Origin of the sequence: Flaviaestuariibacter amylovorans (assembly GCF_039541815.1) — a bacterium.
Lineage (GTDB): Bacteria > Bacteroidota > Bacteroidia > Chitinophagales > Chitinophagaceae > Flavisolibacter > Flavisolibacter amylovorans.
Genome location: NZ_BAABGY010000012.1, coordinates 1 through 26,207 on the forward strand (window position 1 = coordinate 1; position 26,207 = coordinate 26,207).

Annotated in this window: 18 protein-coding genes; 6 read left to right on the forward strand and 12 right to left on the reverse strand. The window is 60.0% G+C overall.

Going from position 1 to position 26,207, the window contains the following annotated elements; all coding sequences use genetic code 11:
• Positions 1–205: 205 nt before the first annotated feature.
• From ABD937_RS18550 to ABD937_RS18560, 3 genes are all read right to left on the reverse strand, one after another.
• Positions 206–1,111, reverse strand: a complete 906-nt coding sequence (locus ABD937_RS18550; RefSeq protein WP_345257354.1) for a ribonuclease Z — start codon at positions 1,109–1,111, stop codon at positions 206–208.
• Positions 1,112–1,412: 301 nt separating this feature from the next.
• Positions 1,413–2,273, reverse strand: coding sequence for a fructosamine kinase family protein (locus tag ABD937_RS18555; RefSeq protein WP_345257355.1), 861 nt, complete (start codon positions 2,271–2,273; stop codon positions 1,413–1,415).
• 34 nt (positions 2,274–2,307) lie between these two features.
• Complete coding sequence (locus tag ABD937_RS18560) at positions 2,308–2,688, reverse strand: STAS domain-containing protein (RefSeq protein WP_345257356.1); 381 nt, start codon at positions 2,686–2,688, stop codon at positions 2,308–2,310.
• Positions 2,689–2,802: 114 nt separating this feature from the next.
• Here ABD937_RS18560 and ABD937_RS18565 point away from each other — a divergent pair, with 114 nt between their 5' ends.
• The 3 genes from ABD937_RS18565 to cmk all read left to right on the forward strand — a co-directional run bounded on the left by ABD937_RS18565 (position 2,803) and on the right by cmk (position 10,329).
• Complete coding sequence (locus ABD937_RS18565) at positions 2,803–5,328, forward strand: ATP-dependent Clp protease ATP-binding subunit (protein ID WP_345257357.1); 2,526 nt, start codon at positions 2,803–2,805, stop codon at positions 5,326–5,328.
• 383 nt (positions 5,329–5,711) lie between these two features.
• Entirely contained in the window at positions 5,712–9,542 is a 3,831-nt protein-coding gene (locus ABD937_RS18570; protein WP_345257358.1) for a M4 family metallopeptidase, read from the forward strand.
• 97 nt (positions 9,543–9,639) lie between these two features.
• On the forward strand, positions 9,640–10,329 hold the full coding sequence (gene cmk, locus ABD937_RS18575) for a (d)CMP kinase (protein WP_345257359.1): 690 nt from the start codon (positions 9,640–9,642) through the stop codon (positions 10,327–10,329).
• A 130-nt stretch (positions 10,330–10,459) separates the two neighbouring features.
• On the opposite strand, the gene bamJ is transcribed toward cmk, so the two are convergent.
• A complete protein-coding gene (bamJ, locus tag ABD937_RS18580; RefSeq protein ID WP_345257361.1) occupies positions 10,460–11,170 on the reverse strand; it encodes a BamJ family beta-barrel-assembly machinery protein in 711 nt (236 codons plus the stop codon).
• A 161-nt stretch (positions 11,171–11,331) separates the two neighbouring features.
• Here bamJ and ABD937_RS18585 point away from each other — a divergent pair, with 161 nt between their 5' ends.
• The gene (locus ABD937_RS18585; RefSeq protein WP_345257362.1) at positions 11,332–11,769 is read left to right on the forward strand and encodes an acyl-CoA thioesterase; all 438 of its coding nucleotides are present in this window, start codon (positions 11,332–11,334) and stop codon (positions 11,767–11,769) included.
• A gap of 319 nt (positions 11,770–12,088) precedes the next feature.
• On the opposite strand, the gene ABD937_RS18590 is transcribed toward ABD937_RS18585, so the two are convergent.
• Both ABD937_RS18590 and ABD937_RS18595 read right to left on the reverse strand, forming a co-directional pair.
• Positions 12,089–12,919 (reverse strand): M57 family metalloprotease, encoded by an 831-nt coding sequence (locus ABD937_RS18590; protein ID WP_345257363.1) that lies wholly within the window; start codon positions 12,917–12,919, stop codon positions 12,089–12,091.
• 250 nt (positions 12,920–13,169) lie between these two features.
• Positions 13,170–14,543 (reverse strand): exonuclease domain-containing protein, encoded by a 1,374-nt coding sequence (locus ABD937_RS18595; protein ID WP_345257364.1) that lies wholly within the window; start codon positions 14,541–14,543, stop codon positions 13,170–13,172.
• Between the two features lie 59 nt (positions 14,544–14,602).
• On the opposite strand from ABD937_RS18595, the gene ABD937_RS18600 reads away from it, so the two are divergent.
• Positions 14,603–15,553, forward strand: a complete 951-nt coding sequence (locus ABD937_RS18600) for a class I SAM-dependent methyltransferase (protein WP_345257365.1) — start codon at positions 14,603–14,605, stop codon at positions 15,551–15,553.
• Between the two features lie 88 nt (positions 15,554–15,641).
• Here ABD937_RS18600 and ABD937_RS18605 read toward each other — a convergent pair whose 3' ends face one another.
• The 3 genes from ABD937_RS18605 to ABD937_RS18615 all read right to left on the reverse strand — a co-directional run bounded on the left by ABD937_RS18605 (position 15,642) and on the right by ABD937_RS18615 (position 18,575).
• Entirely contained in the window at positions 15,642–16,487 is an 846-nt protein-coding gene (locus ABD937_RS18605) for a M57 family metalloprotease (protein ID WP_345257366.1), read from the reverse strand.
• A 217-nt stretch (positions 16,488–16,704) separates the two neighbouring features.
• Positions 16,705–17,529 (reverse strand): M57 family metalloprotease, encoded by an 825-nt coding sequence (locus ABD937_RS18610; RefSeq protein WP_345257368.1) that lies wholly within the window; start codon positions 17,527–17,529, stop codon positions 16,705–16,707.
• A gap of 227 nt (positions 17,530–17,756) precedes the next feature.
• Positions 17,757–18,575: a M57 family metalloprotease gene (locus ABD937_RS18615; RefSeq protein WP_345257369.1), complete on the reverse strand. Its 819-nt coding sequence runs from the start codon at positions 18,573–18,575 to the stop codon at positions 17,757–17,759.
• A gap of 412 nt (positions 18,576–18,987) precedes the next feature.
• On the opposite strand from ABD937_RS18615, the gene ABD937_RS18620 reads away from it, so the two are divergent.
• Positions 18,988–21,549 (forward strand): S8 family serine peptidase, encoded by a 2,562-nt coding sequence (locus tag ABD937_RS18620; RefSeq protein ID WP_345257370.1) that lies wholly within the window; start codon positions 18,988–18,990, stop codon positions 21,547–21,549.
• A gap of 284 nt (positions 21,550–21,833) precedes the next feature.
• Here the strand turns inward: ABD937_RS18620 and mdh are convergent, their stop codons facing one another.
• The 3 genes from mdh to ABD937_RS18635 all read right to left on the reverse strand — a co-directional run bounded on the left by mdh (position 21,834) and on the right by ABD937_RS18635 (position 26,093).
• Positions 21,834–22,763 carry a malate dehydrogenase gene (gene mdh / locus ABD937_RS18625; RefSeq protein WP_345257371.1) on the reverse strand — a complete coding sequence of 310 codons (930 nt, stop codon included), beginning with the start codon at positions 22,761–22,763 and terminating at the stop codon, positions 21,834–21,836.
• A 165-nt stretch (positions 22,764–22,928) separates the two neighbouring features.
• On the reverse strand, positions 22,929–23,459 hold the full coding sequence (locus tag ABD937_RS18630; RefSeq protein ID WP_345257373.1) for a TlpA family protein disulfide reductase: 531 nt from the start codon (positions 23,457–23,459) through the stop codon (positions 22,929–22,931).
• A gap of 63 nt (positions 23,460–23,522) precedes the next feature.
• Complete coding sequence (locus ABD937_RS18635) at positions 23,523–26,093, reverse strand: BamA/TamA family outer membrane protein (RefSeq protein WP_345257374.1); 2,571 nt, start codon at positions 26,091–26,093, stop codon at positions 23,523–23,525.
• Positions 26,094–26,207 lie beyond the last annotated feature (114 nt).

Genomic DNA, 26,207 nt, shown 5'->3' on the forward strand with positions numbered 1-26,207 from the left:
ACATGAAAACACCTGAGCAGGTGCACAAAACAAAAATCCCGGCCACCTGAGGCAGCCGGGATCTCTTCTAAAAACTGTCAACCTATTCTAGGACTATTCACTTTATATTTTCTTGGTTATGCTCTGAGTGAGCCAGCTACCGGAAGAACAGTTCCCATCTAAGTTCCCCCTACGGGGGACAGGGGCCGGAGCGGGCGGGCGGGACCTAATGGATCTCGTACACCTGTCCTTCGAGGGCAAGCTCGGTGTTGGAGAAGACCTCGCGGGCCTCGAGGAGAAACTGGTCGAGTTCGGCGTACTTGGAGGAGAAGTGGCCGATGAGCAGCTTGCCCACGTGGGCGCGGCGCGCGATCTCGGCGGCCTGCTTCGTGGTGGAGTGGAAGCGCAGGTCGGCCTTATCGCGCATGTTATCGAGATAGGTCGTTTCGTGGTAGATCAGATCGCAGCCTTCGATATGCGGCAGGATGCCCTCGTCGTATTTCGTGTCGGCGCAGAACGCGTAGCGCTTGCCTTTGCCGGGCGCAGCCGTCACCGAGTCATTGCGGATCACCTCGCCGCGCGGCGTAATGTAGTCGAGGCCGGCCTGCAGCGAGCTGTAGAAACTGAGCGGGATGCGCAACTGGCGCACGAGGTCGATCTGCAGCTTACGCTTGCCTTCTTTTTCCTCGAAGAGAAAGCCATAAGTCTCGATGCGGTGCGTCACCTTGAACGCCGAGATGCGGATCTTCTCGTTGTCGACGAGTACCCCCGGCCCGGAAAGCGTATGGAACTGCAACGGGTAGCACAATTGCGAGTCGGCCACCCGGAGCTGCATCTCGATGATCTCCTGCAGCGGTGCGGGCGCAAAGATGTGCAGCTCCTGCTTGTGCGAGAGGAGGTTGAAGGAGTTGATGAGGCCGATGAGCCCGAAGTAGTGATCGCCGTGCAGGTGCGAGATGAAGATGTGCGTGATCTTGCCGCGGCGGATCTTGTATTTGATCATCTGGATCTGGGTGCCCTCCCCGCAATCAACGAGGTAGTTGGTTCCGTCGTGCGTCACCACCTGGCTCGTAGGGTGGCGGTTGAAAGCCGGTACAGCAGAATTATTCCCCAGGATCGTCACCGATAACATGCGATAAAAATAGGGATAGTTTATTAGTCTATTGGTCTATTGGTTAATTGGTAAGGTTGCTTCGGTATGGGCATGCACCCGGCGTGTAACCATTTCCGAGCAAGGTCCCGCATTTCTGCTGTCCTGTACTACCGCGCTGCCACCGTCACGCCTTCGCTGATGCTACGGCGCGTGGTGCACGAATTATGTTTTTGCTGAAGCTTCGGTGCGCGGTGCACGGAGCCCGATTCGCGCACCGTTGCCCGTACATACGCTGAACCATTCACGATTGACGTTTCACGATTCATGCCTCACCCTCCGGTCAGCGGTAGGCGGTCAGCGTTTCGTTGATCGGAGGGAGGTAGGAGCGCCCGAAGAGCAGCAGGTGAATGAGCAGCGGGTATAGGTTGGCCACGTCCCACTGTTCCCGGTGGTTGGCGGGCAGCGGCGATGCCTCGTGGTAGGCTGCGTAGAAGGGGGGCTCGAAGCCACCGAATAGTGTTGTCATGCCGAGGTCCATGGCCGGGTGTCCGTAATAGACCGCCGGGTCGATGAGCACCGGGTCGCCGTTCCCGGCGCAGAGGAAATTGCCGCTCCACAGATCGCCGTGGAGAAGGGCAGGAGCGGGGTCGCCGAACAGGCCGGGAAGGTGGCGGTCAAGGCCTTCGATCGCGGCCGCAGTGGCCACAGGGAGCAGTCCGGCATCCTGGCAGCGGCGCACGAGGGGCAGGAGGCGCTCCCCGAGGAAAAAGTCGCTCCACCGGGGGTGTGCGCGGTTCGGTTGCGGCACGGAGCCCATGTAGTTGTCGGGGGTGCCTCCGAACTGCGGTGCGCGGCACCCGTGAAGGGCCGCGAGCTCCCTGCCGAAGCGTTCCCAGAAAGCGGTGCCGGGCGTTCCGTCGTCGATCCATTCGAGCAGGAGTACCTGGTCGGCGGCAGTTTCGAACATGTCGTGAATGCGCGGCGTACGGATGAGTTGTTGCTCAGCTATTAATTTCAGGCCATCGGCTTCACAGCTGAACAAATGGGGAAATTTAGGCGCAGAATTGTGCTTGCAGAAGTAGCGGGCGCCGGAAGCGGTGCGCACTGCGAAGGTCGCGTTGATGCTGCCGCCACCTACCGGGCGAAGGTCCGTGATGCGCTCGCGGAGGCGCTGCTCGAGGAGGGGTAGGATCGGATGCATCGGGCGGGCGGGCGGTTTGGTACGGGCAGAAGCCTCAGGCTTCCTCGTCGTCGAGCAGCTCCCGCTCGATCTCCTCCATCTGCACGATGTCCCAGGCTTCGCTTTCGGTGGGGGTTACGTTCATCAGTTCCAAAAGGTCCTGCGCATCGAGGAAGTCTTCCACCGGTCGCTCGAGCCCGCACACCACGAAGGAGGCGCCGCCTTCGTAAAACGCCTGCTGCGTGCGTACGAGCGCTTCGGCGCTTTCCACGTCCATCGACTGCACACCGGAGAGGTCGAGCACGATATTTTTAACCGGTGCCTGCAAGTAGCTTGTCAGTTCGCGGCAAAAGTCTTCTGTCAGATTAACAGACAATTCCGTGGGCAAACCACTTATGACAGTAAATTTCTCTTTGGTACTAGTTTTGACCTCCATAGCGGATGAACTGGTTTTCACGGATATTTATTAACAATTAGGGGCTAAACCTCGCGTAAAAATATTCGTTATTATTGTAACAAGCACTATCTAATCACAAGCTCAATCAATCAAATGGACAATAATTTCTCCTCACAGGTAAAAGAGATCATCTCGTTCAGTCGGGAGGAGGCATTGCGTTTAGGGAATGATTTTATTGGCACGGAGCACCTGCTTCTGGGACTCATTCGGGAAGGCGATAATACCGCGGTACGAATCTTGAAGAGTTTCAGCGTCGACCTCTATGAGTTGCGCAAGGAAGTAGAGCTGGCCGTGAAGGATAAGACGGGTAAAAACATTGCCAACATAAATAGCTTGCCGCTGACCAAACAGGCAGAAAAAGTGATCCGGGTCACGGTGCTCGAAGCCAAAGCGCTGAAGAGCCCGACGGTCGAAACCGAGCACCTCATGTTGTCGATCCTTAAGAACAAGGAAAACATTGCAACACAAATCCTAAATCAGTTTGACGTGGACTACGAATTATTCAGGCAGGAATTAGGCATCGTAAAATCCAACGACGTTCGCGCCGAGTACCAGGAAGAGAACGACGACGATTTCGATGACGAAAAGAAATTCCAGGGCTCCAAGGCCCGCGGCGGGGCGGCTGCAAAAAGCAAGACGCCCGTGCTCGACAACTTCGGACGCGACATCACCAAGCTCGCCGAAAGCGGTACCCTCGATCCGATCGTGGGCCGCGAGAAAGAGATCGAGCGCGTGTCGCAGATCCTGTCGCGCCGCAAGAAGAACAACCCCATTCTCATCGGTGAGCCCGGCGTGGGTAAGACTGCCATCGTGGAAGGCCTCGCCCTCCGCATCGTGCAGCGCAAGGTAAGCCGCGTGCTGTTCGACAAGCGCGTCATCTCCCTCGACCTCGCCGCCCTTGTTGCCGGTACCAAGTATCGCGGTCAGTTCGAGGAGCGGATGAAGGCCATCATGAACGAGCTGGAGAAGAACCGCGACGTGATCCTGTTCATCGACGAGATCCACACGATCGTGGGTGCCGGCGGTGCCTCGGGCTCGCTCGACGCCTCCAACATCTTCAAGCCGGCCCTTGCCCGCGGCGAACTCCAGTGCATCGGCGCCTCCACTCTCGACGAGTACCGCATGTACATCGAGAAGGACGGGGCCCTCGACCGCCGCTTCCAGAAGGTGATGGTCGATCCCCCGAGCGTGGAAGACACGATGGAGATCCTCGGCAACATCAAATCGAAGTACGAAGACTACCATAACGTTATCTACGACGACGCGGCCATCGAGGCCTGCGTGAAGCTCAGCGACCGGTACATTACGGACCGCCTGCTTCCCGACAAGGCCATCGACGTGATGGACGAAGTCGGCGCCCGCGTGCACCTGAAGAACATCAACGTGCCGCAGAATATCCTGGACCTCGAGAAGAAGATCGAGGACATCAAGGTCGAGAAGAACCGCGTGGTGAAGAGCCAGAAGTTCGAAGAGGCCGCCGCCCTCCGCGATACGGAGAAGCGCCTCGGCGAAGAGCTCGAGAAGGCCAAAGCCCAGTGGGAGGAAGAATCCAAGCACAAGCGCTACCCCATCGGTGAAGAAGAGATCGCCGAGGTGATCTCGATGATGACCGGCATCCCGGTGAAGCGCATGGTGGAAGCCGAAACCCAGAAGCTCCGCAAGATGGCCGACGAGATGAAAGGCATGGTGGTTGGCCAGAACGAAGCGATCCAGAAGGTGGTGAAGGCCATCCAGCGGAACCGCGTCGGCCTCAAAGACCCCAAGAAGCCCATCGGTACGTTTATCTTCCTGGGCCCCACAGGCGTCGGTAAGACCGAGCTTGCCCGTGCGCTCGCCCGCCATATGTTCGACTCCGAAGATGCGCTCATCCGCATCGACATGTCGGAATACATGGAGAAGTTCACCGTGTCGCGCCTCATCGGTGCGCCTCCGGGATACGTGGGTTACGAAGAAGGTGGTCAGCTCACCGAACGCGTTCGCCGCAAGCCCTACAGCGTGATCCTGCTCGACGAGATCGAGAAGGCCCACCCGGATATCTACAACATCCTCCTGCAGGTGCTCGACGACGGACAGCTCACCGACGGCCTCGGCCGCAAGGTGGACTTCAAGAACACGATGATCATCATGACCTCGAACATCGGTGTACGCCAGCTGAAAGACTTCGGAGAAGGCGTTGGCTTTGCCACGCAGGCCCGCATCCAGAACGCCGACGAGGCAGGTAAGGCGGTGATCGAGAAAGCGCTGAAGCGCACCTTCTCGCCCGAGTTCCTGAACCGGATCGACGACGTGATCATCTTCAACTCGCTCACGAAGGAGAACATCTTCGAGATCATCGACATCCTGATGAAAGGTGTGATGAAGCGCCTCCAGAACCTCGGGTTCAGCCTGGAGCTGTCCGAAACGGCCAAGAGCTTCATTGCCGACAAGGGATACGACCAGCAGTTCGGTGCGCGTCCGCTGCACCGCGCCATCCAGAAGTACCTGGAAGACCCGCTGGCCGAAGAGATCCTCAACATGAACATCAAGGCCGGCGACGTGCTGTTTGCCGACCTCGATGAGCCCAACGCAAAGCTCAGCTTCACGTTGAAGGAAACCACAAAAGAAGAGCCGGCCTCCTAGAGAGTGCCGAACAACGGATAAAGATCCCGCCACGTGGCGGGATCTTTTTTTGTGCCCGTACAGAACCGGTTGCTGGCTTAAGTCGTACTTTTTTGGGGCTTAGGCAACGCGTCAACTCTACAGACCACTTAAGTACAATTACGCATTTCATCCAAAAAGTAAAAGCTCTTCCAATCCGGCGAAGTCCCGCCTACGTAATTTCGAAGACACCCTTATTTAACGATCTGTTAAGAGTGGCATTGTAATTGCTGAGCTTTCCCTTGGCGAAAATGGTAGAAAGAAGATGATACGATAAACCAACCGATCCCCTTAACGGACTCTAAAAATCCCTTAGTCAATACATTCTTCTCCAACTCACACACACTCACCAAACCCCTTAACGTATGAATCGAAACCTACCCTTCCACAGGGCGGCACTGGCATTCTGTGCCCTGACCCTCCCGAGCGTGCTTTTTGCGCAGGATGCTGAAAAGGCGCTCGCCGAAAGCCGGCAGCGCCTCGAGCGCGACCCCCGCGTAGCCAGCTTCAACCTGTCGGAAGAACGCCTCACCCCCGAGCTGATCGCCTTCAAGCAGAAGCAGGGACAAAAACGCGCCGATGCGCTCAATGCGCTGACGCAGTACGTAGGTGCCCGCAGCGGCACCGACGCCCTCCAACCCGCCCGCACCGCGGCCTATCCCGGCAACTTCGAGGTGCTGGAGTTTCACCAGTATTACAAAGGCGTGCGCGTAGACCGTGCAGGCTTCAAAGCCCTCGTCCGCGACGGCGTGGTGCAGTTTTACAACGGAGCCTTCTACCAGGTGCCCGAAGGCTTGGCCCTGCAGCCCGCGGTCGCTAAAACGGCCGCGCTGTCGCGCGCCAAGGCACTGAGCGGCGGCCGTAAGTTCGCCTGGGAAGACGTGCAGGAAAAGCTTTCCCGCAGCACCAACGCCACGGAGCGTGCCGCCCTCCAGACCGCCCTCGACGAGGTGCAGCCCGGCGGCGAGCTCGTGATCGTGAACGACTTCTCCAGGGCAGGCCGCGCCGTACCGCGCCTCGCCTATAAATTCAACATCTACGCTGCCGAGCCCCTGTTCCGTGCCTGGATCTATATCGATGCACAGGACGGGCATACGCTGCTTGTGGACAAGATCATCAAGCATGCCGACGAGGAAGGCAAGCAGCCTGCCCCGCCCGCCTCGGTGGGCGTAACGGTGCAAACCCGCTACTCGGGCGCGCAGACCATCATGACGAAGCAGATCTCCGGCAACGACCCGCACAATGGCCTTCCCATCGTGAGCAGCCACCCGACCTCAGAGCCGCTCTACCAGCCCGGGGGCGCCACCTGGGCCCTCATCGACGATACGCGCGGCAACGGCGTCGAGACCTACGACATGAACGGTGTCGGCGGCCTCCCGCTTTCCGTTCCCTCGCTGTACCTGCAGGGCAAGAGCTTTACCGACCAGGACAACAACTGGACCCTCGCCGAGCACAAGCGCGCGCCGCTTGGCCAGCAGGACGGTGCCTTCGAAGCCGAGAACGACGACATTGCCTGGGATGCCCACTGGGGTGCCGGACAGGTGTACGACTACTGGCTGGCGAAGCACAACCGCCTCAGCTTCGACGGCAACAACGCCAAGATCAAAAGCTTCATCCACTACGGGCCGGCTTATGACAACGCTTTCTGGAACGGCTCCGTAATGACCTATGGCGACGGCTCCGGCCCCTCGGCCACCGGCTTCAAGGCCCTCACCTCGCTGGACGTATGCGCCCACGAGATCGGCCACGGTGTTTGCGAGTTCACGTCCAACCTGGTGTATGCAAAGGAGTCGGGTGCCATGAACGAAGGCTTCTCCGACATCTGGGCTGCCTGCGCAGAGCACTACGCCATGACCCGCAGCGGCAGCACGGTGAGCGCCGGCGCCTACCGCCCGTTCTATATCGGTGAGCAGATCGGCGCCACGCTCGACAACCCGCTGCGCCGGATGGATAACCCCGCGGCCATTGGTGACCCCGATACCTATGGCGGCGCCAACTGGGAAGATCCCAACTGTTCGCCCACGCTGGCCAACGACCAGTGCGGTGTGCACACCAACAGCGCTGTGCTCAACAAGTGGTTCTTCCTCCTGACGGCCGGATCCAAGCTCGGTACCCGCCCGGCTGGCCTCAGCGCCGCCAACTATTACCGCGCTGATTCCGACGACGAGATCAACGACCTGGGCAACGCCTACCGGGTGAACGGCCTTGGCTTCAGCGTTGCGGAAAACATCGCCTTCCTCACCGAAACCATGCTGACCAGCACGGCTACGTATGCCGAGGCCCGCAGGATCTCCATCGAAGTGGCTACGTCGCTCACCGGCGATCCCTGCAGCGCTACGGTTGCTTCGGTTACCAACGCCTGGTATGCCGTAGGTGTGGGCACCGCGTTCCAGGCCCCGTGCACCGTCACGTACGGCTTCGTCTTCAAGCCGGGCCAGGTAGTGCTCGAGTCGACACCGGCAACGGGTTGCAATGCCGAGCGCTCCATCACGATCCCCATCCTGATTCCTGCCAACACCACGGCCACGATCAGCTCTTCCGGCAGCACCGCCACGCTCTCCAGCGACTGGAGCCCGAGCGTGACCAAGCTAACGAACAGTACGAACGCTATCAGCAAGCAGAACCTGGTGGTTCAGGTCTTCAATGATGGCATCGTGGAAACAGATGAGACCATCAACCTCAAAGTGACCTTCTCGCGCACACTGACCACGCCCATCAACGCAACCTACGTGATCACGGTGCTGGACGACGACGCCGTGCCGGTTGTAGGCACCGGCCTCAAAACGCTCTTTACCGAGACCTTCACCCGCGCCGACGGCTTTGGCGAGCTGAGCGGCTGGCAGGAGACCCTTGAGTTCCCCGAGACCAGCGGCGACCCGCTGGCGACTGGTAAGAATCAGTGGGGCGTATTCGACAACAGCCTGGCCATAACCGGCAAGGAAGGGGCAACCGACCTTGTGCTGCCCGGCGGTACCTATAACAGCGCAAGCGAAAGCCGCACGTTGGTGCGTACCCCGCTCATCGACGCCCGTGGCCTCGGATCTGTGAAGCTTAAGTTCGACTACACGGTGCAAGGAGAGGTGGACCCGCTCAGCGCTGACCCCGCTAACCCCGATATCGAGCGCCTGCCGGTATTCGACTATATGTCGGTGGCCTACTCACTCGATGGCGTCAATTTCACTGAGCTTAACGGTGAGGGATATCGCCAGCTTGCCTCGGCTCAGCCGACTACCGGTGTGTACGATGTTACGCTGCCCCCGTCGCTCGCCAATAAGCAGTTCTACCTCGCGTTCCGCTGGAACAACGACGCCAATGCCGGCGGTCCCGTGAGCGTGAAGGTCGATAACCTGCTGGTGACCGGCTCGCCGCGCCTGATCGAGAACCAGGCCGACCACAGCGGTGGTGAGAACCTGACAGGCGGCGCCGACGTGTATGTGTACAGCCAGCAGGATGGTGAGGTGCTGGCCCGGCTGAAGAACAACAGCACGACGAAGACCTTCCGCTGCACGAATGTGAAGATCGCCCGTGCCGGCGACGGAACGTTCAACCTGTACAGCGACTCCTACGGTACCTATAAGGTGTCGAACAAGGTGGTGCGCATTACCCCCGCCGTGGCACTCGTGGTCTCTACATCCGTAACGCTGTTCTATACCGAGGCCCAGCTCGCTGCGCTCGAGCAGGCAACGGGTGTGTCCCGCGACCGCTTCACGGTGTTCCAGGTCAATAACAGCACGTATAGCGGTGCCACGAGCTCCAACACCCGCAAGTACGTGCCCGTGTACACGGCGCTCCCGGGCGTTGGTGCTTCTTATACGATCACCTTTACCTACTACCTGGGTGGCAACTATGCGCTCGGCGCGAAAGCACCGGTGACTGCCAGCAGCGCCGTCACCAGCCGTGAGGCCAAGAGCATCCCTGAAGCCTCCGGAGCCTCCGACTGGTCCTTCACCCCGCTCTACCCGAACCCCGGTAACGGTGTGGCGACCTTGCAGGTAGTGGCACCACGCGCCGAGCGCGTTCAGCTGCAGGTGCTCAACAGCGTGGGTCAGGTGGTGGGCACACAGGCCGCGAGCCTGCAGGCCGGCGCCAACCGCATCGATGTGAACCTGGGCCGCCAGGCCGGTGGCCAATACCGCATCCAGGTGCGTGGCGCGGGCGGCAGCCTCCTGCATACGCAGGGCTACGTTCGCCAGTAAGCATCTTTTAGTTCGTTATCCAAGGCTGTTGCTCCGGCAACAGCCTTTTTTTTTGCCGTTCGGTCGTTCCTTCCCAAATTTGCGGGCATCCCCCACCATGAAGAAGATCATTGTAACGATAGACGGCTGGTCGTCCTGCGGAAAGAGTACCCTGGCCAAGCAACTGGCCCACAAGCTGGGGTACATCTATGTCGATAGCGGCGCCATGTACCGCGCCATCACCCTCTATTTCCTCCGGAACCATATCGATTGGACCGACCCCGGGCAGGTGCACCAGGCGCTCACCGACATCACGCTGGAATTCGTACCCAACAGCAAGAGCGGGCAGTCGGAGATCTACCTGAACGGCGAGAACGTGGAGTACGTGATCCGCGATCTTGTGGTGGCGGAAAAAGTGAGCGAGGTGGCCGCCATCAAGGAAGTGCGTGCTTTCGCAGTAGCGCAGCAGCAGCAGATGGGCCGCAATAAAGGCATCGTGATGGATGGGCGCGACATCGGCACGGTCGTATTCCCGGATGCCGAGCTCAAGATCTTCATGACGGCCGACAACGCCGTACGGGTGGAGCGCCGCTTCCGCGAGCTCTATGAAAAGAACCCGAATGTCAGTCTCGAAGAGGTAAAATCCAACCTGGAGATGCGCGACTATATCGACTCGCACCGCGAGGTAAGCCCGCTGCGCCAGGCGGAAGATGCCATTGTTCTCGACAATACCAACCTTACGCCGGCCGAGCAGTTCAAGAAGGCGCTTACTTTGGTGGAGGGCATCGCGCGTAGCGAGGGCCAATAGACAACGAATCTTTTTTCTGAATAAAAAGGGCGGCCGCAGAAATGCGGTCGCCCTTTTTATTTGAGTCGAGCCCGGCAAAAGCAAAGGGCACCCACGGGCGCCCTTTGCTGTCGTTGTTTATGTAGAAATACTATTGCTTTTTGCCTTTGACCTCCAGCAGCTCCACCTCGAAAATGAGGGCCGAGCCGGCGGGGATCGATCCGGCGTCGTTGGTGCCGTAGCCGAGCTGATAGGGGATGAAGAAGCGGTACTTCGATCCGGCCGACATCAGCTGCAGGCCTTCGGTCCAGCCACGGATCACACCGTTGAGGGGAATCGTGATCGGCTCGTTGCGGTCATACGAGTTGTCGAACTTCTTGCCGTCGATGAGCGTACCGGCATAATGGGCCACTACCGTGTCGGTTGCGGCCGGCTTCGGTCCTTCACCTTCCTTGATCACCTCGTACTGGAGGCCGGAGGCCGTCACCTTCACGCCCGGCTTCTTGCGGTTCTGTGCCAGGAAGCGCTCGCCGGCATCGATATTGGGCTGTGCCTTGCTGGCCTGCGCGCGGTTCATGTAGTTCATCAGCACGGTTTGTGCCTGGTGCTCGCTGAGCAGCGTCGTCTTGCCGCCGAGGGCATCCTGGATGGCGCGTGCCACGAGCGTGGGGTTGAGGCTCTTCATGCCCTGCTGCTTGTAAAAGTTGGCCACGCTGATGCCGATGGCATAGGAGGCCGAGTCGGTCATATTCTTGAGCCCGGGTGTTGCCGGGGATTTGGCGGCAGGCTTGGCCACCGGCTTTTTCTGGGCAGACGATGCCAGCGAAACGGCCAGGGCGGATACGAGAAAGAGTTTTTTCATGCGTCTTGTTTGTGCAACAAAAATAAGGGCTCCGGTGCAGCCGCGGGGCCCCGGCGCTGAATTTAGCAAAGGCTTGCAAAATGAGGCCGCCGGGCTCCGGCAGCTGTTGCGCCACCGTTGCCGGCTTTTGGCTTTCTTTGGGCCCTTAAACTGATGCGCCCATGGCCTCCGCTTTTCAACGCACGATGCAGGTCCGCTGGTCGGACCTCGACCCCAACTTCCACCTTCGACACTCCGTGTATTACGACTGGGGAGCCTACCTGCGCGTCGAGTTCCTCAATGAGAGCGGTCTGACGCCGGCCCTGATGCAGCAGCTCGGCATCGGGCCCATCCTCTTCCGCGAGGAGTGCACCTTCCGCCGCGAGATTCGCCCGGGCGACGAGGTGTCCATTAACCTCTCGCTCTGGCGCGGCCGCCGCGACTTCTCGCGTTGGAGCTTCCGCCACGAGATCATCAAGAACGGCGACACCCTCGCCGCCGTGCTCGTCGTCGACGGCGCCTGGATGGACGTGCGCCAGCGCAAGCTGTGTACCCCTCCCGAGCAGGTACACCACCTTTTTGAAGCGATGCCCAAGGCAGAAGGGTTTGAATGGCAATAGAGGGATCTCAGATCTGGGATCTCAGATGTTTGATCTTCTTTGATGCGAACATTGTGGCCTGATTGGAACAGGCATTCAATGGTCTGTGTATGTCACATAATGGCATGCCTGTAACCACATAGCATACTCGCGAGCTCAAATCCCAGTTATGTGATCTCGTGCAGCTTCTATTTTGTTCTGGCGGGTTAAAACAATGACTGTGCTGCCGATTGGACGAAATGGTCGACTTATGAGCAGATCATACATCCGCGATCCGAGATCTGGGATCAAAAAGGCCCGCTCAGAAGAGCAGGCCTGCGTGTGTGTTCGGCATTCTAACTTACTTGGGGTATACCGTACGAATAGCAAGCAGATCGTACGTCGAAAAAGAGCTCCAGGTCTTGCACACCGAGTTCATCACCGAGTAGCTGTCGCTGTTCGGGGAACCGGGTACCAGAGTACCATAAGTGCTGTTGGTATGACCAAAGCCATAGGTGTGGCCCAGCTCGTGGGTCATGGCGAAGGTCTGCAGGCCGGCGGCCAGGTAGTTGTAGTACGTGTTGATGGTGATCTTACGACCGGGGTTGCTCAGGTAATCGGGGTAGTTGGCTACCGCGATCGTGCCGGTGCCTCCGGTGTTGGCGGCCGTTACCGTGGTGTTGGCACCGGTGGGCGTAGTAATACGGGTGATGTACAGCTTGGAGCCGGTAGCATTCCAGTTGGCGATCGCGCGGTCGAGCGCGGCCTTCCAAACGGCCGGTACGGTGCCATCGGCATAGATCTTAACCGTAGCGGCTTTCACCGGCGTTACGAGGTAATAGCTCTTGCGGTGCTGCACCCCTTCGGTACGGGCCGTGCCCTGCTGCGGGGCGTCCTTCTGCGCGTAGTGCGCTTCCACTTCATCCAGCGGCATGGCCACGTCGCCGTCGATCATAAATGCGCCGGTGGCAGCCGACCAGGTCACGTTCTGCTCGCCGGAGGTCTGCACCAGGAACTGGCGAAGCAGTTCGGCGCGCTCGGCGCTGAGCGACACGGGAGCAGCAGGCGCGGCAGGGGCTTCTGCAGCAGCAGCGGCGGGAGCGGGGGCATCAGACTTGGAGCAGGAGGTGGCGGCAAGAGCCAGGAGCGCGGAAAAGACCAGTACGGACGGCTGGAAGGTTGTTTTCGACATGGCAGGGTGTTTTTCGTTTAGCACGCTAAAGTTACCCAAGCCGGAAGGCGAACGCCGGTATCCTTCGCTCGTTGCCGGTTTTTTGGCGGTGAACCTGCCTCCTTACGGTGTCGGGTTCATTGCGCTGAAGACCAAGGCAGAGCTGCATTTGCGGCGAATGGATCAGTAACTCCTGAAGCGTGCTCATCCGTAGTTATACGGACAAACGAATATAGCACCGGCGCGCCATTTCCTTAACAAATTTTTTAGATTATTCCGAGAGAACGAGCACCTGATGTGGATTCTGCGCCACGTAGCTGCTGAGGAGCGATTGGATGGTGATGTTTTCCTTATAGGGCTGCAGGTAGTCTTGCAGGGCTTCGGGGTCTCCGGCCAGCACATCGTGCGGCAGGTAGCCCATGCCATAAAATGTTCCCTTCAGCACGAGGATGCAGGAGCGTTCCTCCTCGTTCATGCCCTGGTCGAGGAGCACATAGGAGGGCTTGCGGGTCAGCGCCGCCAGCGCTTCCTGTACCCGCGCATTGTAGGCTTCCGGTGCTTCCTGCTTTTCACAGGCCCCATGGCAGTGGTGCTCTGCCATGCCCTGGCAGGGATCATTATCCGTTTGCAGGAAACAAAGCTTCGGGCACAGCGTATATTCCTTCATGAGGCGGCGCAGCAGGCCATGACCTTCTATCTTGTAGTGGAAGGTATATACCGGGTGGTTGTTGCGGCGTTTCTTTTCGATGGCGAGGCGCAGGTAGCCTGCCCTGTCTTCGTACATGAAGATGCCGAATTGCTCCTCCGCCTTTTTCTGCGCCTGGTTGAAGGCCGGCCACAGGCGCCGGATCTCCGTCGATTCGAGGATGGCGGCCATCAGCTCGGTGGCTGTGCTTTGGTACGTGATGCGGTAGACGCTGCGCAGGAAGTTCTGCTTCTGGCGGCTGTCGGAGTTGTTGCTGAAATGGCTGTTGACCCGGCTCTTGATGTTCTTGGCCTTGCCTACGTACACCACCTTGCCCTTGCTGTCGTGGAAGTAATACACGCCGGGGCAGGAAGGGAGCCCCGCGAAATCATCCTTGGGCACATGCGGCGGCAGCGTCTGCTCTTTTGAGGTCTTCTTGAGGCTCGTGGCGATGAGGCCTTTGCTGTCGGCGCGCAGCAGCTTTTCGAATAGGATCACCGTGGCCGCCGCATCGCCGCCGGCGCGGTGGCGGTTCTCCAGCCCGATGCCGAGGGAATGACAGAGATTGCCGAGGCTGTAGGAGGGATAACCGGGAAAGAGCTGCCTGGCCAGGCGCACCGTACACAGCTTCTTGCCACTGAGGGTAAAGCCGCAGTGCGCCAGCTGGCTCTTTACGAAAGAGAAGTCGAAGTTGACGTTGTGCGCCACAAACACCCGGCCTTCGAGCATGGCGAAGACATCGGCCGCGATCTCTTCAAAGAAGGGAGCGTCCTTGACCATCGCATCGTTAATGCCTGTAAAGCCCTGAATGTACCGGGGGATCGCCATGCCTGGGTTGACCAGCGATTCGTACTTTTCCACCACCGACACGCCGTCGTATACGTGGATGGAGATCTCGATGATCCCGTTGGCGGCGGCATAGCCCCCGGTCGTCTCTATGTCCACGATCGCATACTCCACTGTTGGTTCCCTTATTTTTGACGGCGCTTACGAAGCCCGAAGTTCTAAAAATTTTAGCAATGCTGCAACCCTTTGACAAATTTTTAATGTTCCGCAACCGGCTGCAAAAGGTGTATCGGCACCTGTCGAAGCAGGCGGCGCGGCAGGGGATCAGCTGCTTCCGCATCTACGACCACGACCTTCCCGAGGCGCCCTTTATCATCGAGCGCTATGGCGATGCCCTGTACGTTTCCGAGTACAAGCGGCGCCACGGCCTCAGCGACGAAGAGCATGGCGCCTGGCTGGAGGGCTGCACCGCCGTTATGAGCGAGGTAACGGGCGTTGCACCCGAGCACATTCACATCAAGATGCGGCAGCGCAAGGAGGGGCGTCAGGGGCAATACCAGAAGCTCGACGAGCAGCGGCACGAGTTCGCCGTATCCGAAGCCGGGCTCCGGTTTCTCGTGAACCTCACCGACTACCTCGATACCGGGCTCTTTCTCGATCACCGCATCACGCGCGGGATGGTGCGCGAGCGGGTGGCCGGGCGGCGGGTACTCAACCTGTTTTGCTATACCGGCTCTTTCTCGGTGTATGCGCTTGCCGGCGGCGCGTCGGAAGTGGTGTCGGTAGACCTGTCGAAAACCTACCTAGCATGGACCGAGCGCAACGTAGCGCAGAATTTCCCAGATGCGCCGCCGCACCGTACCGTGCATGCCGACGCGCTGCGCTTCCTCAAGGAGGAGCCGGCGGCCTCCTGCGACCTCATCGTGCTCGACCCGCCCACGTTCAGCAACAGCAAGCGCATGGACGACATACTCGACGTACAGCGCGATCACGTAACGATGATCAACGATTGCCTGCGCCTGCTGCGGCCGGGCGGGCTGCTTTACTTCAGCACCAATTTCACCCGCTTCCAGCTCGACAGGGAGCGCCTGCACGCGCAAGGGGTGCGCGACATCACCAAGGCCACTACGCCCTTCGACTTTGCCGGCAAGCTTCAGCGCTGGTGCTACCTGATCGAAAAATAAAGCGCCGCTGTTGCCAGCAACGCTCTCTATTGGGACGGATTCGGTCCAAGGTAAGAGGGCCCATTGTCATCCTGAGCCGGTCGAAGGATCAATACACGTAATTCAGCGCGTAGCGGTCCTGGTCGCTGAAGGGGCGGTTCTCGTTGCCGGCGATGCAGGCGAGCATCCAGGAGCCTGCCTTCGGACCCGTGGAGGTGCCGGGAATGTGTACGGCGCCCACGCCGGACGTGCCCTCGTTCACGGCCGTGCCGCCGCAGCTGTAGGAACGGTTCATATAGTCGGTATGGCGGAAGCCGATGCAGTGCCCGAGCTCGTGGGCGATGATGGTAGCAATGTAATTGACGTTGGTAAGATCGGTGCCGGTTCGGTACCAGTACGTATTCATACGGATGGTATTGAACGGTGCGCCCGCGGAGGAAGGGAAGCCGGCGTATCCCAGGGTATTGCTCACCTCGTGGTAGGCATTTACGGTCGTGTGTGCGCCCGTGGTCACGCGCTGGAACCGGATGGTCAGGTTCAGTGCATTGTAGCGGCGGATGGCTTCGTCGAGGGCTGCGGAAAAGGCCGCCTGGTGGGTGGCGGACGTATTGTTGAGGGCTACTTTGATCGTGGGGTGGGTGCTGCGGTTCACCACGTAGGTAGTGCGGTAGTGCTCTTCGGTGCCAAACACCAGCTCATTCGCGTCCGGCGCCTGCAGCGACTCGCTTGTAAGGAGGATGTCGCCCTCTACTACATATCCTTCGGCAACGGCCTGCACGTTCTGGTCGCTGTAGCCAAGACTGCGGATCTGGGCAAGCACGGAGGCGGGAAGCGCATTGTTGGTTGCGGAGGCGGGCGCTTCTGCCACGTTTTCCTTCTTACAGGAGAATGCGGTAGCGGCGAGGAGCACAAGCGCCAGGACGGCGGTGCCCGTTTTGCGGGATGTGGGTTTCATAGGTTAAAGTTTGCGTCCTGAAATTACGCCGGTTGCCCGCCCGGAGGGGGAGCGCTTCGGCCGCTGCCCCGAAAACAGCGTCGAACGGCGCGCTTGCATGGACGGTGAAATCCGCCACGGGCTTGCGTTTGGAAAGCCTTAACAGTTGAAGCGCGGCCGTTGCAGGAATAAAAAAGCCCCGACAGGATCGTCGGGGCTTTTTCGTAATAGGTTGTGCTTAATAAACGTAATTCAGCGCGGTCTGGTCGGCCGAAGTGAACGGGCGGTTTACGCCGGAGCCAACGCAGGCCAGCATCCAGGAGTTGGCGCTCGCACCGGTCGGTGTGCCGGAGATGTGGATTGCGCCAACGGTAGAAGCGCCTTCGTTGCTGTATGCGCCGCCGCAGCTATACGCACGGTTCATGTAATCCGTGTGGCGGAAGCCGATGCAGTGACCGAGCTCGTGCGCCATGATCGTAGCGATGTAGTTGACGTTGGTGGTACCGGTGCCGGTGCTGTAGTGATACGTGTTCATACGCACCTGGCTGTACGGGGCGCCGCTGTTGGTGGGGAAGCCGGCCGAGCCGAGCGTGTTGCTCACCTCGCGGTAGGCTACCACCGTAGTGTTGGCGCTGGAGGTCACACGCTGGAACTTGATGCGCAGGGGAAGCGCATTGTAGCGGCGGATGGCCTCGTCGAGAGCGGCCGAGAACGCGGCCTGGTGTGCTGAAGAGGAGTTGTTGAGTGCCACGCGGATGGTGGGGTAGGAGGTCGAGTTCACCAGGTTGGTGGTGCGGTAGTGCTCCTCGTTGGCGTAAATGAGGTTGTTGGTGGTCGGCATCCCTGCGAGCTGGTCGGGGGTCAGGATGATGTCGCCTTCAACGAGGTAGCCTTCGTCCACTTTCTTAACGTCCTGGGTACTGAAGCCTGCAGCCTTGATCTGCGCGAGCACTTCGGTGGATACGCCATCCACGGGCGTGGTTTCCTTGGCGTCTTTCTTACAAGAGGCAAGCGTGAGGAGGGTCAGGCCGGCGATGAGCGCCGGTTGTGCGAGACGGTTCATTTTTGTGTGTGTTTAGGGGTGAAAAGAAAGAGTTGAAAATAAGTTCGCCGAACCGTATTTCCACGAATGTTTTTGCATGCCTGTTGCAGTCAAGTTCAGATTGCGGAAAAAACGCGCAGAAACACGTGGTCCAACGGTAATGGTCAACCGTAAAAATACGGTCAGCCATAATAATAAGAAGAATAAAGCCACCCGGTGGGGTGGCTTTATGGAAGTTCTGAAAGAGCTTAGTAAACGTAGGAGAGTGCTACCTTGTCGTTGGCGTTGAACGGACGGTTCACGTTCGTGCCGACGCAGGCGAGCATCCAGGAGTTCGGGTCGCCGCCGGTGGGTGTGCCGGGGATGTGTACTGCACCAACGCCATTGGTGGCCTGGCCTTCGTTGGAGCGACGGCCGCCGCAGCTGTAGGCGCGGTTGGCATAGTCGGTGTGGCGGAAGCCGATGCAATGGCCAACTTCGTGCGCAATGATCGTAGCGATGTAGTTGACGTTGGTAGTACCGGTGCCGGTGCTGTAGTGATACGTGTTCATACGCACCTCGTTGTAGGGGGCGCCTGCAGAAGTCGGGAAGCCGGCAGAGCCGAGTACATTGCTCGCTTCGTAATAAGCCACGATCGAGATGTTGGCGCCGGTGGTTACCCGCTGGAACGAAATCGTAAGGCCTTGCGCGTTGTAGCGGGCTACGGTCTCGTCGAGTGCAGCGGAGAAGGCGGCCTCATGCGCAGCGGAGCTGTTGTTGAGCGCGATCTTGATCACCGGGTAGTTGGCAGCGTTCACCGTGTTGAACGTGCGGTACTGCTCTTCCTGGGCGATGACCATGTTCGGCGACGACGGCGTGGAGGCCAGGTCGCTTTCACGCAGGATGATATCACCTTCTACCAGGTAACCACCTGCTACACGCTGTACGCCATCGGTGCTGAATCCTTTGGCAGCGATCATGTTGAGCGTTTCGGACGGGAGTGTAGCTTCTTTCGCTTCCTTCTTACAGGAAAAAAGGGTCACAGATGCCATGGCGGCGATCACGAAGGGGGTACGGATTCTTTTCATTCTATTTTTTTGTGTGTTGGGTGAAAAATTAAGAGTGCGTGACCAATTTACATATCCTTAACAAAGCCATCAACGACAATTTTTTAAACCAGGTTGCATTTACCTTTAACCGATGGTGCGCCATTAAAATTATTTTCATTCTTAGTAATCCCGGGCTAAAAACCACTAAGAAAGCGCGTAAGTTCAACTACATAGAAGTGCTTAACTAAATTTCCGGCTGTGCAACCCCGTTAGGATCATTGGATTGCGTTTTTATGAACTCTGCGGTTCCCGGAAGCTGTGCCTTGAGGCGCGCGCTTTGTTCGTAAGGTTCCGGTAGCCCTGCCGTGCCCTTTTTACCGGCCACATGGCTATCTTAGCAGACCCCGAACGGCGCTCTTTCCTGATCCAAACACCCACGCGAACCCATCCCATGAACCGTACGCTCCGATACCTGCTCCTCTTTATTCTGACCGCCTCTTCCGCACATGCGCAAACCGGTAAGGGACCCGCGCTTGCTCCTGCCCTGCAGGAGGCGCTCCGCGGACGCGCCGACACCCTCACCGTCGTGCTGCAGCTTGAACCGGGCCGTTACCCGGCGGTAGGAAGGGTGCTTGCCGCCTACGCTCCCGCCGGGGCCTATCGCGTGCGCATTGCCGCCGCAGACTGGTCCGCGCTGCTGGGGGCAGGCGGTATCCGCTTTGCCGACCTCGCTGTGGCACCCCGCGAAGAGCTCAGCACCGGTTTTCTCGACCTGTCGCTCAACCGCATCAACCGCGCGCACGCCCTTTTTCCCTCGCTTCGCGGCGACTCGACGCGGCTCTCGGTAAAGGAGCAGTCCTTCGACAGCACCGACATCGACCTGAAGGGGCGCATCTTCCGCACCGGACTTGAAGCGCCAACGGTAAGCGCACACGCCTCTATTATGGCGACGATCGCAGCCGGGGGCGGCAACAGCTCGCCCTTCGCTACCGGTGTGGCGCCCGCGGCCCTGCTTACGTCCACCTCCTTCAGTTCCCTGCTTCCGGAGCCGGATAGCTTCTACCGTATCCACGGCATCTCGGTGCAGAATCACTCCTACGGCACGGTGATCCAGAACTATTACGGTGTGGAAGCGGCTGCCTACGACGCCGCGGCCCGCAACAATCCGGCGCTGCTGTTCGTCTTCTCTGCCGGCAACAGCGGCACTGCCGCTGCTACCAGCGGAGCCTACAACGCGCTCGCCGGTGTGTCGAACCTGACCGGCAATTTCAAGATGGCGAAGAACGTACTGGTAGCAGGGGCCACCGATTCGCTTGGCGTGCTGGAAGCCGCCTCCTCGCGCGGGCCTGCGCACGACGGGCGCGTGAAGCCGGAGCTCGTCGCCTTCGGGCAAGACGGCAGCTCGGGTGCCGCGGCCCTTGTGTCCGGGTCGGCGCTTCTCCTGCAGCAGGCCTACCGGAGGACGCAAGGCGCCTTGCCGCCGGCGGCATTGGTAAAGACCCTGCTTGTGAACAGCGCCGACGACGGAGGCAACCCGGAAGTGGACTACCGTTATGGGTTCGGATCCCTGAATACGGCGGCGGCCCTGCTCGGCCTGGCCCAGGGACGGTATTTCTACGATTCGCTTCCAAACGGGCAGGCAAAGACCTTTTCGATCCCGGTGCCCGCCGGCACCCGCCGCCTCCGCGTCACCCTCGCCTGGAGCGACCCGTCCGCCCCGGCCAACGCGTCAAAGGCGCTCGTCAACGACCTGGACCTGTTGCTCCGCCCACCCGCGGCCGGAAGCAGCTGGCAGCCCTGGGTGCTTGACCCTGCCCCGGCCAATGTGGCGGCGCCGGCCACGCGCGGTACCGATACGCTGAATAATATCGAGCAGGTAACCGTGGCCGATCCGGCAGCAGGTACCTATACCATCCAGGTAAGCGGCACCCGTGTTACGGGTATGCAGGCCTTTGCCCTGGCCTGGCAGGCCGATACGGCCGACCGCTTTGTGTGGACCTATCCCACCGCCTCCGACCCCATGCAGGCTGCTGCACGCACGGTGCTGCGCTGGGAAACCGGGCGCACGGGCACCGGAAGCATCGAGTATACCTACGACGGTGTGCAGTGGCGGCCCATCGCCGACGTCCCGCTGGCGCAACGCCACTACGTATGGCAGGCGCCCGATACGACGTCGCTGTTCCGCCTGCGGATGCGCTCGGCTACTGCGCCGGATGCCCTGTCCGACACAACCGTGCTGAGCCCGCTGCTGGCCCTCCAAACCGGCTTCAATTGCGCCGACTCCTTCCTGCTGCTCTGGAACCGCGCGGGCACGACCTATCGCCTGTATGAGCTTGGGGCACGCTACCTGCAGCCCTTCGGTCAGGTGAGCGATACGTTTGCCCTATTGTCGAAAGCACAACGGCCCTCGCCGTACTACGCGGTGGCGCCCCTCGTTGCCGGAAAGCCCGGCCTCCGTAGTTATACGTTGAAGTACGACGCCCAGGGAGTAGAGTGCTACGTGCGCACGTTTTATGTGCAGGAGCAGGAAGGCAATACGGTCACCTTTTTCGGGGCGGTCGGCAGCCTGTTCGGTGTGGCCGGCGTTGGGCTGCAGCGGCAGGGAACTTCGGGCTTTGCCACGGTAGGCCCGGTAACCTTGCCGGGCTCCACAAGCTTTACGCTTCAGGATTCCGGGTTACGGCAAGGTATCAACTACTACCGGTTGGTGGTGCAGTTGCAAAACGGCGCGTTCGCGTATAGCGAGCCGGTTGCGATCTATTATTTTCCGGGGTCGCCGGTACTGGTGTTTCCCAACCCGGTTCGGGCGGGGCAGCCGGTGCAGGTACTGAGTAACGAGGCCGGGCGCTACAGCGTCGTCGTCACGGATGCCCTTGGTCGTCGCTGGGCGGTGGGTACACTCAACGGGGTCGCCAATCGCTTTCCCGCGCTGGTGCTTCCGGCTGGTGTGTATTTCATCCGCATCACCGGTGAAAATGGAGCGCTCCGGGTGGAGAAGCTGGTCGTGCTCTAGGAAGGCGAAGGATGGAAAAGAAGTGTTTTTTACCGCTAAGATCCTTCGGCAAGCTCAGGATGACAAGGGCACGGAAAGGGCTAAGGGTTTCGCTAAGGAGGATTGTATATTGGTCTACTTGTCTATTGGTTAAGGGAGCGTGCTTGACGGGCGTTCCGGCAGATCTTGTGCGGCTCGCATGTAGTGAAAGCCTGCAAGTCGTTGATGAAAGTGCCATCGGAAAAATCTTGAATCTGAACTCACCGATCTGAAATAAAAAAGCCCCGCGTGAGCGGGGCTTTTGCTTATAAGGTCTTCAGCACGTCGTTCATGCTGCGCACGGCATCGGCGCTCTTGTTGAAGAGGGCCTGCTCGTTTTCATCGAGCTTGTAGTCGACGATGCGCTCCCAGCCGTTCTTGCCGATGATCACCGGCACGCCGAGGCAAATGTCGCTCTGTCCGTATTCGCCTTCCAGCGATACGCAGCAGGAGAAGAGGCGCTTCTCGTCGCGCACGATGCTTTCCACGAGGGCCGCGCCGGCAGCACCGGGTGCATACCAGGCGGAGGTGCCGATCAGCTTGGTGAGGGTAGCACCGCCCACCATGGTGTCGGACACCACTTTCTGCTGCTGCTCTTCGGAGAGGAAGGTGCTTACCGGAACGGAGTTCCAGGTGGCATAGCGGATCAGCGGGATCATCGTAGTATCGCCATGGCCGCCGATGACGGTGGCGTTGAGGTCGTTGGGCGAGCAGCCGAGGGCCGCGCTCAGGTAGCACTTGAAGCGGGCGGAGTCGAGGATGCCACCCATGCCGATGATGCGGTTCTTGGGAATGCCGCTCGATTGCAGGGCGAGCATCGTCATCGTGTCCATCGGGTTGGAGATCACGATGATGATGGCGTCGGGGGAGTGCTTCAGGATGTTCTCGGTAACGCCTTTTACGATGTTGGCGTTCGTGCCGATGAGTTCCTCGCGGGTCATGCCCGGCTTACGGGGGATGCCGGAAGTGATCACGACCACGCCTGATCCGGCGGTCTTGCTGTAATCGTTCGTGCTGCCGGTGATGCGGGTGTCGAAGCCGAGCAGGGCGGCCGTTTGGGTCATGTCGAGCGCCTTGCCTTCGGCGAGGCCTTCCTTAATGTCGAGCAATACCAGTTCTTCGCAGAGTTCCTTGCGGGCAATGTTGTCGGCCACCGTTGCACCAACGGCACCAGCGCCTACCACCGTAATTTTCATCAGTTCGTGATTTATGGGTAAAAAAAGAATTTGCGCTGCGAAGATAGGCGAAGGGAGCCTTCGGAAACGGGCGCTCTCCGCGGCTTTTCGACCCGTTGCATCGTGTGCCAGGTACACAAAAACAGGAACGGCGACGTTCCTGTTCCATCGGTTTACAAGTACCGCTTAGTTTCCTTTCGCCGCCAGCAGTTCCATCGCTTTCGGGATCGACAGCGAGCCTTCGAAGGTGCCGATAAGCTCATGCTTCTTATTATAGAGCGCCATGAACGGGAGGTGGCTGATATTGAAGAAGGGCGGCAGCAGGTAAAAGCGGTCCTTGCCCAGGAGCACCTGCGGCACCGCTTCGAGGTGGTACTTCTCGCGGAAAGCGCGCATACGCGACACCGTTTCCATCGTGGCCATTACGATCTGTACATCGGGCAGCTTCGCGCGCTCGTTGTACAGCTCCTCGGCCGTCATCTGGCAGTGGTGGCAGTTCGGGTCGAACACCATCAGCAGCACCGGCTTCTTCTTCACCTGCTCCGTCGTGAACACCGTGCTGCTGTCGATCAGCAGCAGGTCGATGGGCGGGAGCCCGGGAAAGCGCTTGTACGGCGGCTCGAGCGGCTGCTGCGTCGCTGCGGAATCGGATTGCGCGCCTGCGCTCCCGGTGAGGAGCAGGAAGGCGAATACGGCCAGGAAAAAACGGGGTACCATACTGCAAACATACGGCTCCGGGTTCGGCCTCGGCCCGCCCGCGAAGCCAGGCCACTTGCTTCGTCAGAAGATCTTCGTGCCGAGGCGCAGGTTGATAACCCGGTCTTCGGGCGTGACGCCATACGCAACGGTGATGGCCACCCGGTTGAAGGGTACGATCATCACGCCGGCGCCAAAGCCCGTATGCCAGGTCTTGCTTTCCGGTTCCGCCGAATACCAGGCGCGGCCCTGGTCGAAGAAGCCAATGAGGCCCGCCTTGCCGTTGAACAGCCAGCTGCGGAAGTTCCAGAGGAAGCGCAGCTCGTTCTGGTTAAAGGCCACCGTTTCGCCACGGAAGCGCTCGCGCCGGTAGCCCCGCAACGAAGCGCCGCCACCCAGCGTCGGCAGCTGGTAGAATTCGGCGATGCCATCTACCCGGCTGCCCCCGGCACGCAACACCAGCGACATGACGGGGCTGAACGGGATATAGCCCGTGGCCGATCCCTCGTAGCGCACGAAGTTGCGTCCCGACTCTTTCAGGTTCTGCGTATAGCCGGCCAACACCTTGAAATCAAAACCCTTGCTCGGGATCGCCTCGTTGTCGACCGAATGGAAGTTGTAGTACACGGCCGCGGTGCCGAACTGCTTCCAGAAGAACACCGACGGGTCGTTGAGCGAAAGGTCGGTGCCCGAGTAGTATTTTTCATTCTCCTGCCGCAGGATCTTGGTGGCTTCATAGCCGACTGTGAATCCCGGGCGGTGGTATTTCCCGAGCCGGAACTGCAGGCCCAGGGAGGCGGCGAGTTCGCGCGTCATGAGGCGATACAGGCTGCGGTCGAGCGGCGCCTTTGTTTCGTTGCCGAGGCCGAAGTAGAGGTGCCGGAGTGCCTGGTCGTAGCGCGCATCCGCGAGCAGCGACGCCGGCCCGATCACGTTGTGGAAAATACCATAGTAATCGCCGCCGAAGGATTTGTTGAAGATCGAGTAGTTGGCGCGCAGCCGCTGCTCCCAGCTGAAGGGCACTTTGCGGAAGCCGTGGCGGCGGTAGATATACCCGAGGTTGAAGTGCACGCCCCGCAGGTTGTTGAAACTCGGGAACTTGATGGTGTGCCCCACGTTCGGCTGGTACCCCTTGTAAGCGTAGCGGTTGATGGATGTATCCTCCGAAAGCCGCACGCGCACCGGTCCGCTCACCGAAATGGCGTCCCCGGGGTTGTTGTAAACAAACGCCGTTTTGCCGCCGCCCGATACCTGCATCGAATCGCGGTCGGCGCTCCCGATAAGCCGGAGCTTGATGTTACGCTCACCCGTCACGTCGAATTGATCGGCCCCGCCCAATCCGTATAGCCGCACCTCATCGGTTTCCTTCGGGTCGAAGCTACGCTGGTAATAGGGGGTAGTGGATCCTGCCCCGAACACCTGCACCTGCATCTTACCGCCGTCGGCAGGCTGCACCGAAAAGCGATCGCCTCTCAGGGTGCCCACGACCTCCACGATCTCCGAAAGAAAGCGGCTGTACTTCGCGGCATATTCCGGGAGGTGGCTCCGGCGGCTTTTGAGCTTGGTAATGATCTCCTCACCCGAAAGCCTGAAGATCTCCGGGGGCAACTGCCGCACGGCGTTTTCGATCACAGCGTCGGTCAACCTTCCCTGCAGCTCCTGCGAAATGGACACCCAGCGCTCGGGCGACACTTCGTTGGCCAGTTGCCGGTCGAGGTAGCGCGCGGGGAAGTTGTATTTCTTGACGTTCTTGATGTGGCCGCGGAACGACTCGAGCACTTCGAGTTCCTCGGGCAGGGTGAGCAGGTAGGGAATGACGCCCTGGAAGAGGGCATAGGCCTGGTCGCGGTCGCGGGGAATGGGGCGGTACAGCGTGCGGCCGCCCTCCTTGAACCGGGCCCAGCGCCACTGGTCCTCGTGGCGGTCCCAGTCGCCGAGGAACATGTCGAAGATGCGGGCGCGCACATACGATTCCTGGTCCACGCGGTGGTCGGGCTTCGTGGCGAGGTGCTCGCGCAGCTTTTCGATGCCGATGATCTCGGTGGCGCCGCCGAAGTTCGGGATGCCTTCGGGCATGTCGTCGGGGCGCTCCTCGAACAGGAACAGCTGGTTGCCCACCCGGGTGCGGTGCTCGCCCCAGCGGGCATCGTCGGCCACCAGCACGATGCGGGGGCGGGTATGATACACCCCGGCGGCTTCGGCCATGAGCGGCACGGTGAGCGCCGCGTAGGGATGTGCCGAGGTAACGAGGTCGTCGGCGATGGCGTCGAGGAAGGTGCCGCGCGCGATCTCGGGCAGCACGGTGCTGTTGTCCTTATCCACCGAGCGCAGGGCCCACTGCCGTCCCTGCCCGTCCTTTAGCCGCAGCGAGAAGGTTTGCTTGCCGCCGCCGGCCTCCAGCACGGTGAGCCCGCCCAGCGTATCGATACGCAGCACGGGCACCCAGGTCGGCTCGGTCCATTCCTCGCGGTAGTGGCGCCCCTGGAAGGTACGCTTGATGCCGCCGGCCTTGTATTGCGGCCCGGCCACGGCCTGGGCGCGGGGTGGGTTGCCGGTGGGGCCTTCCGTGACCTTCGTGGTACGGCCGGGCTGTGCGTATAGGGCGCTGCCGGTTGCCAGGAGGGAGGCGAAGAGCAGGAGGGCGGGTCTTTTCACGGGATGAAAGGCTGAGCTACAAATCATAATGCCGGTTTCTTACCCCATGTGCTAAAAAAGAGTGCCATCGGTACCTGCGGGTAAAACACGCAGGCGGTAGCGGTGCGGGAGGCG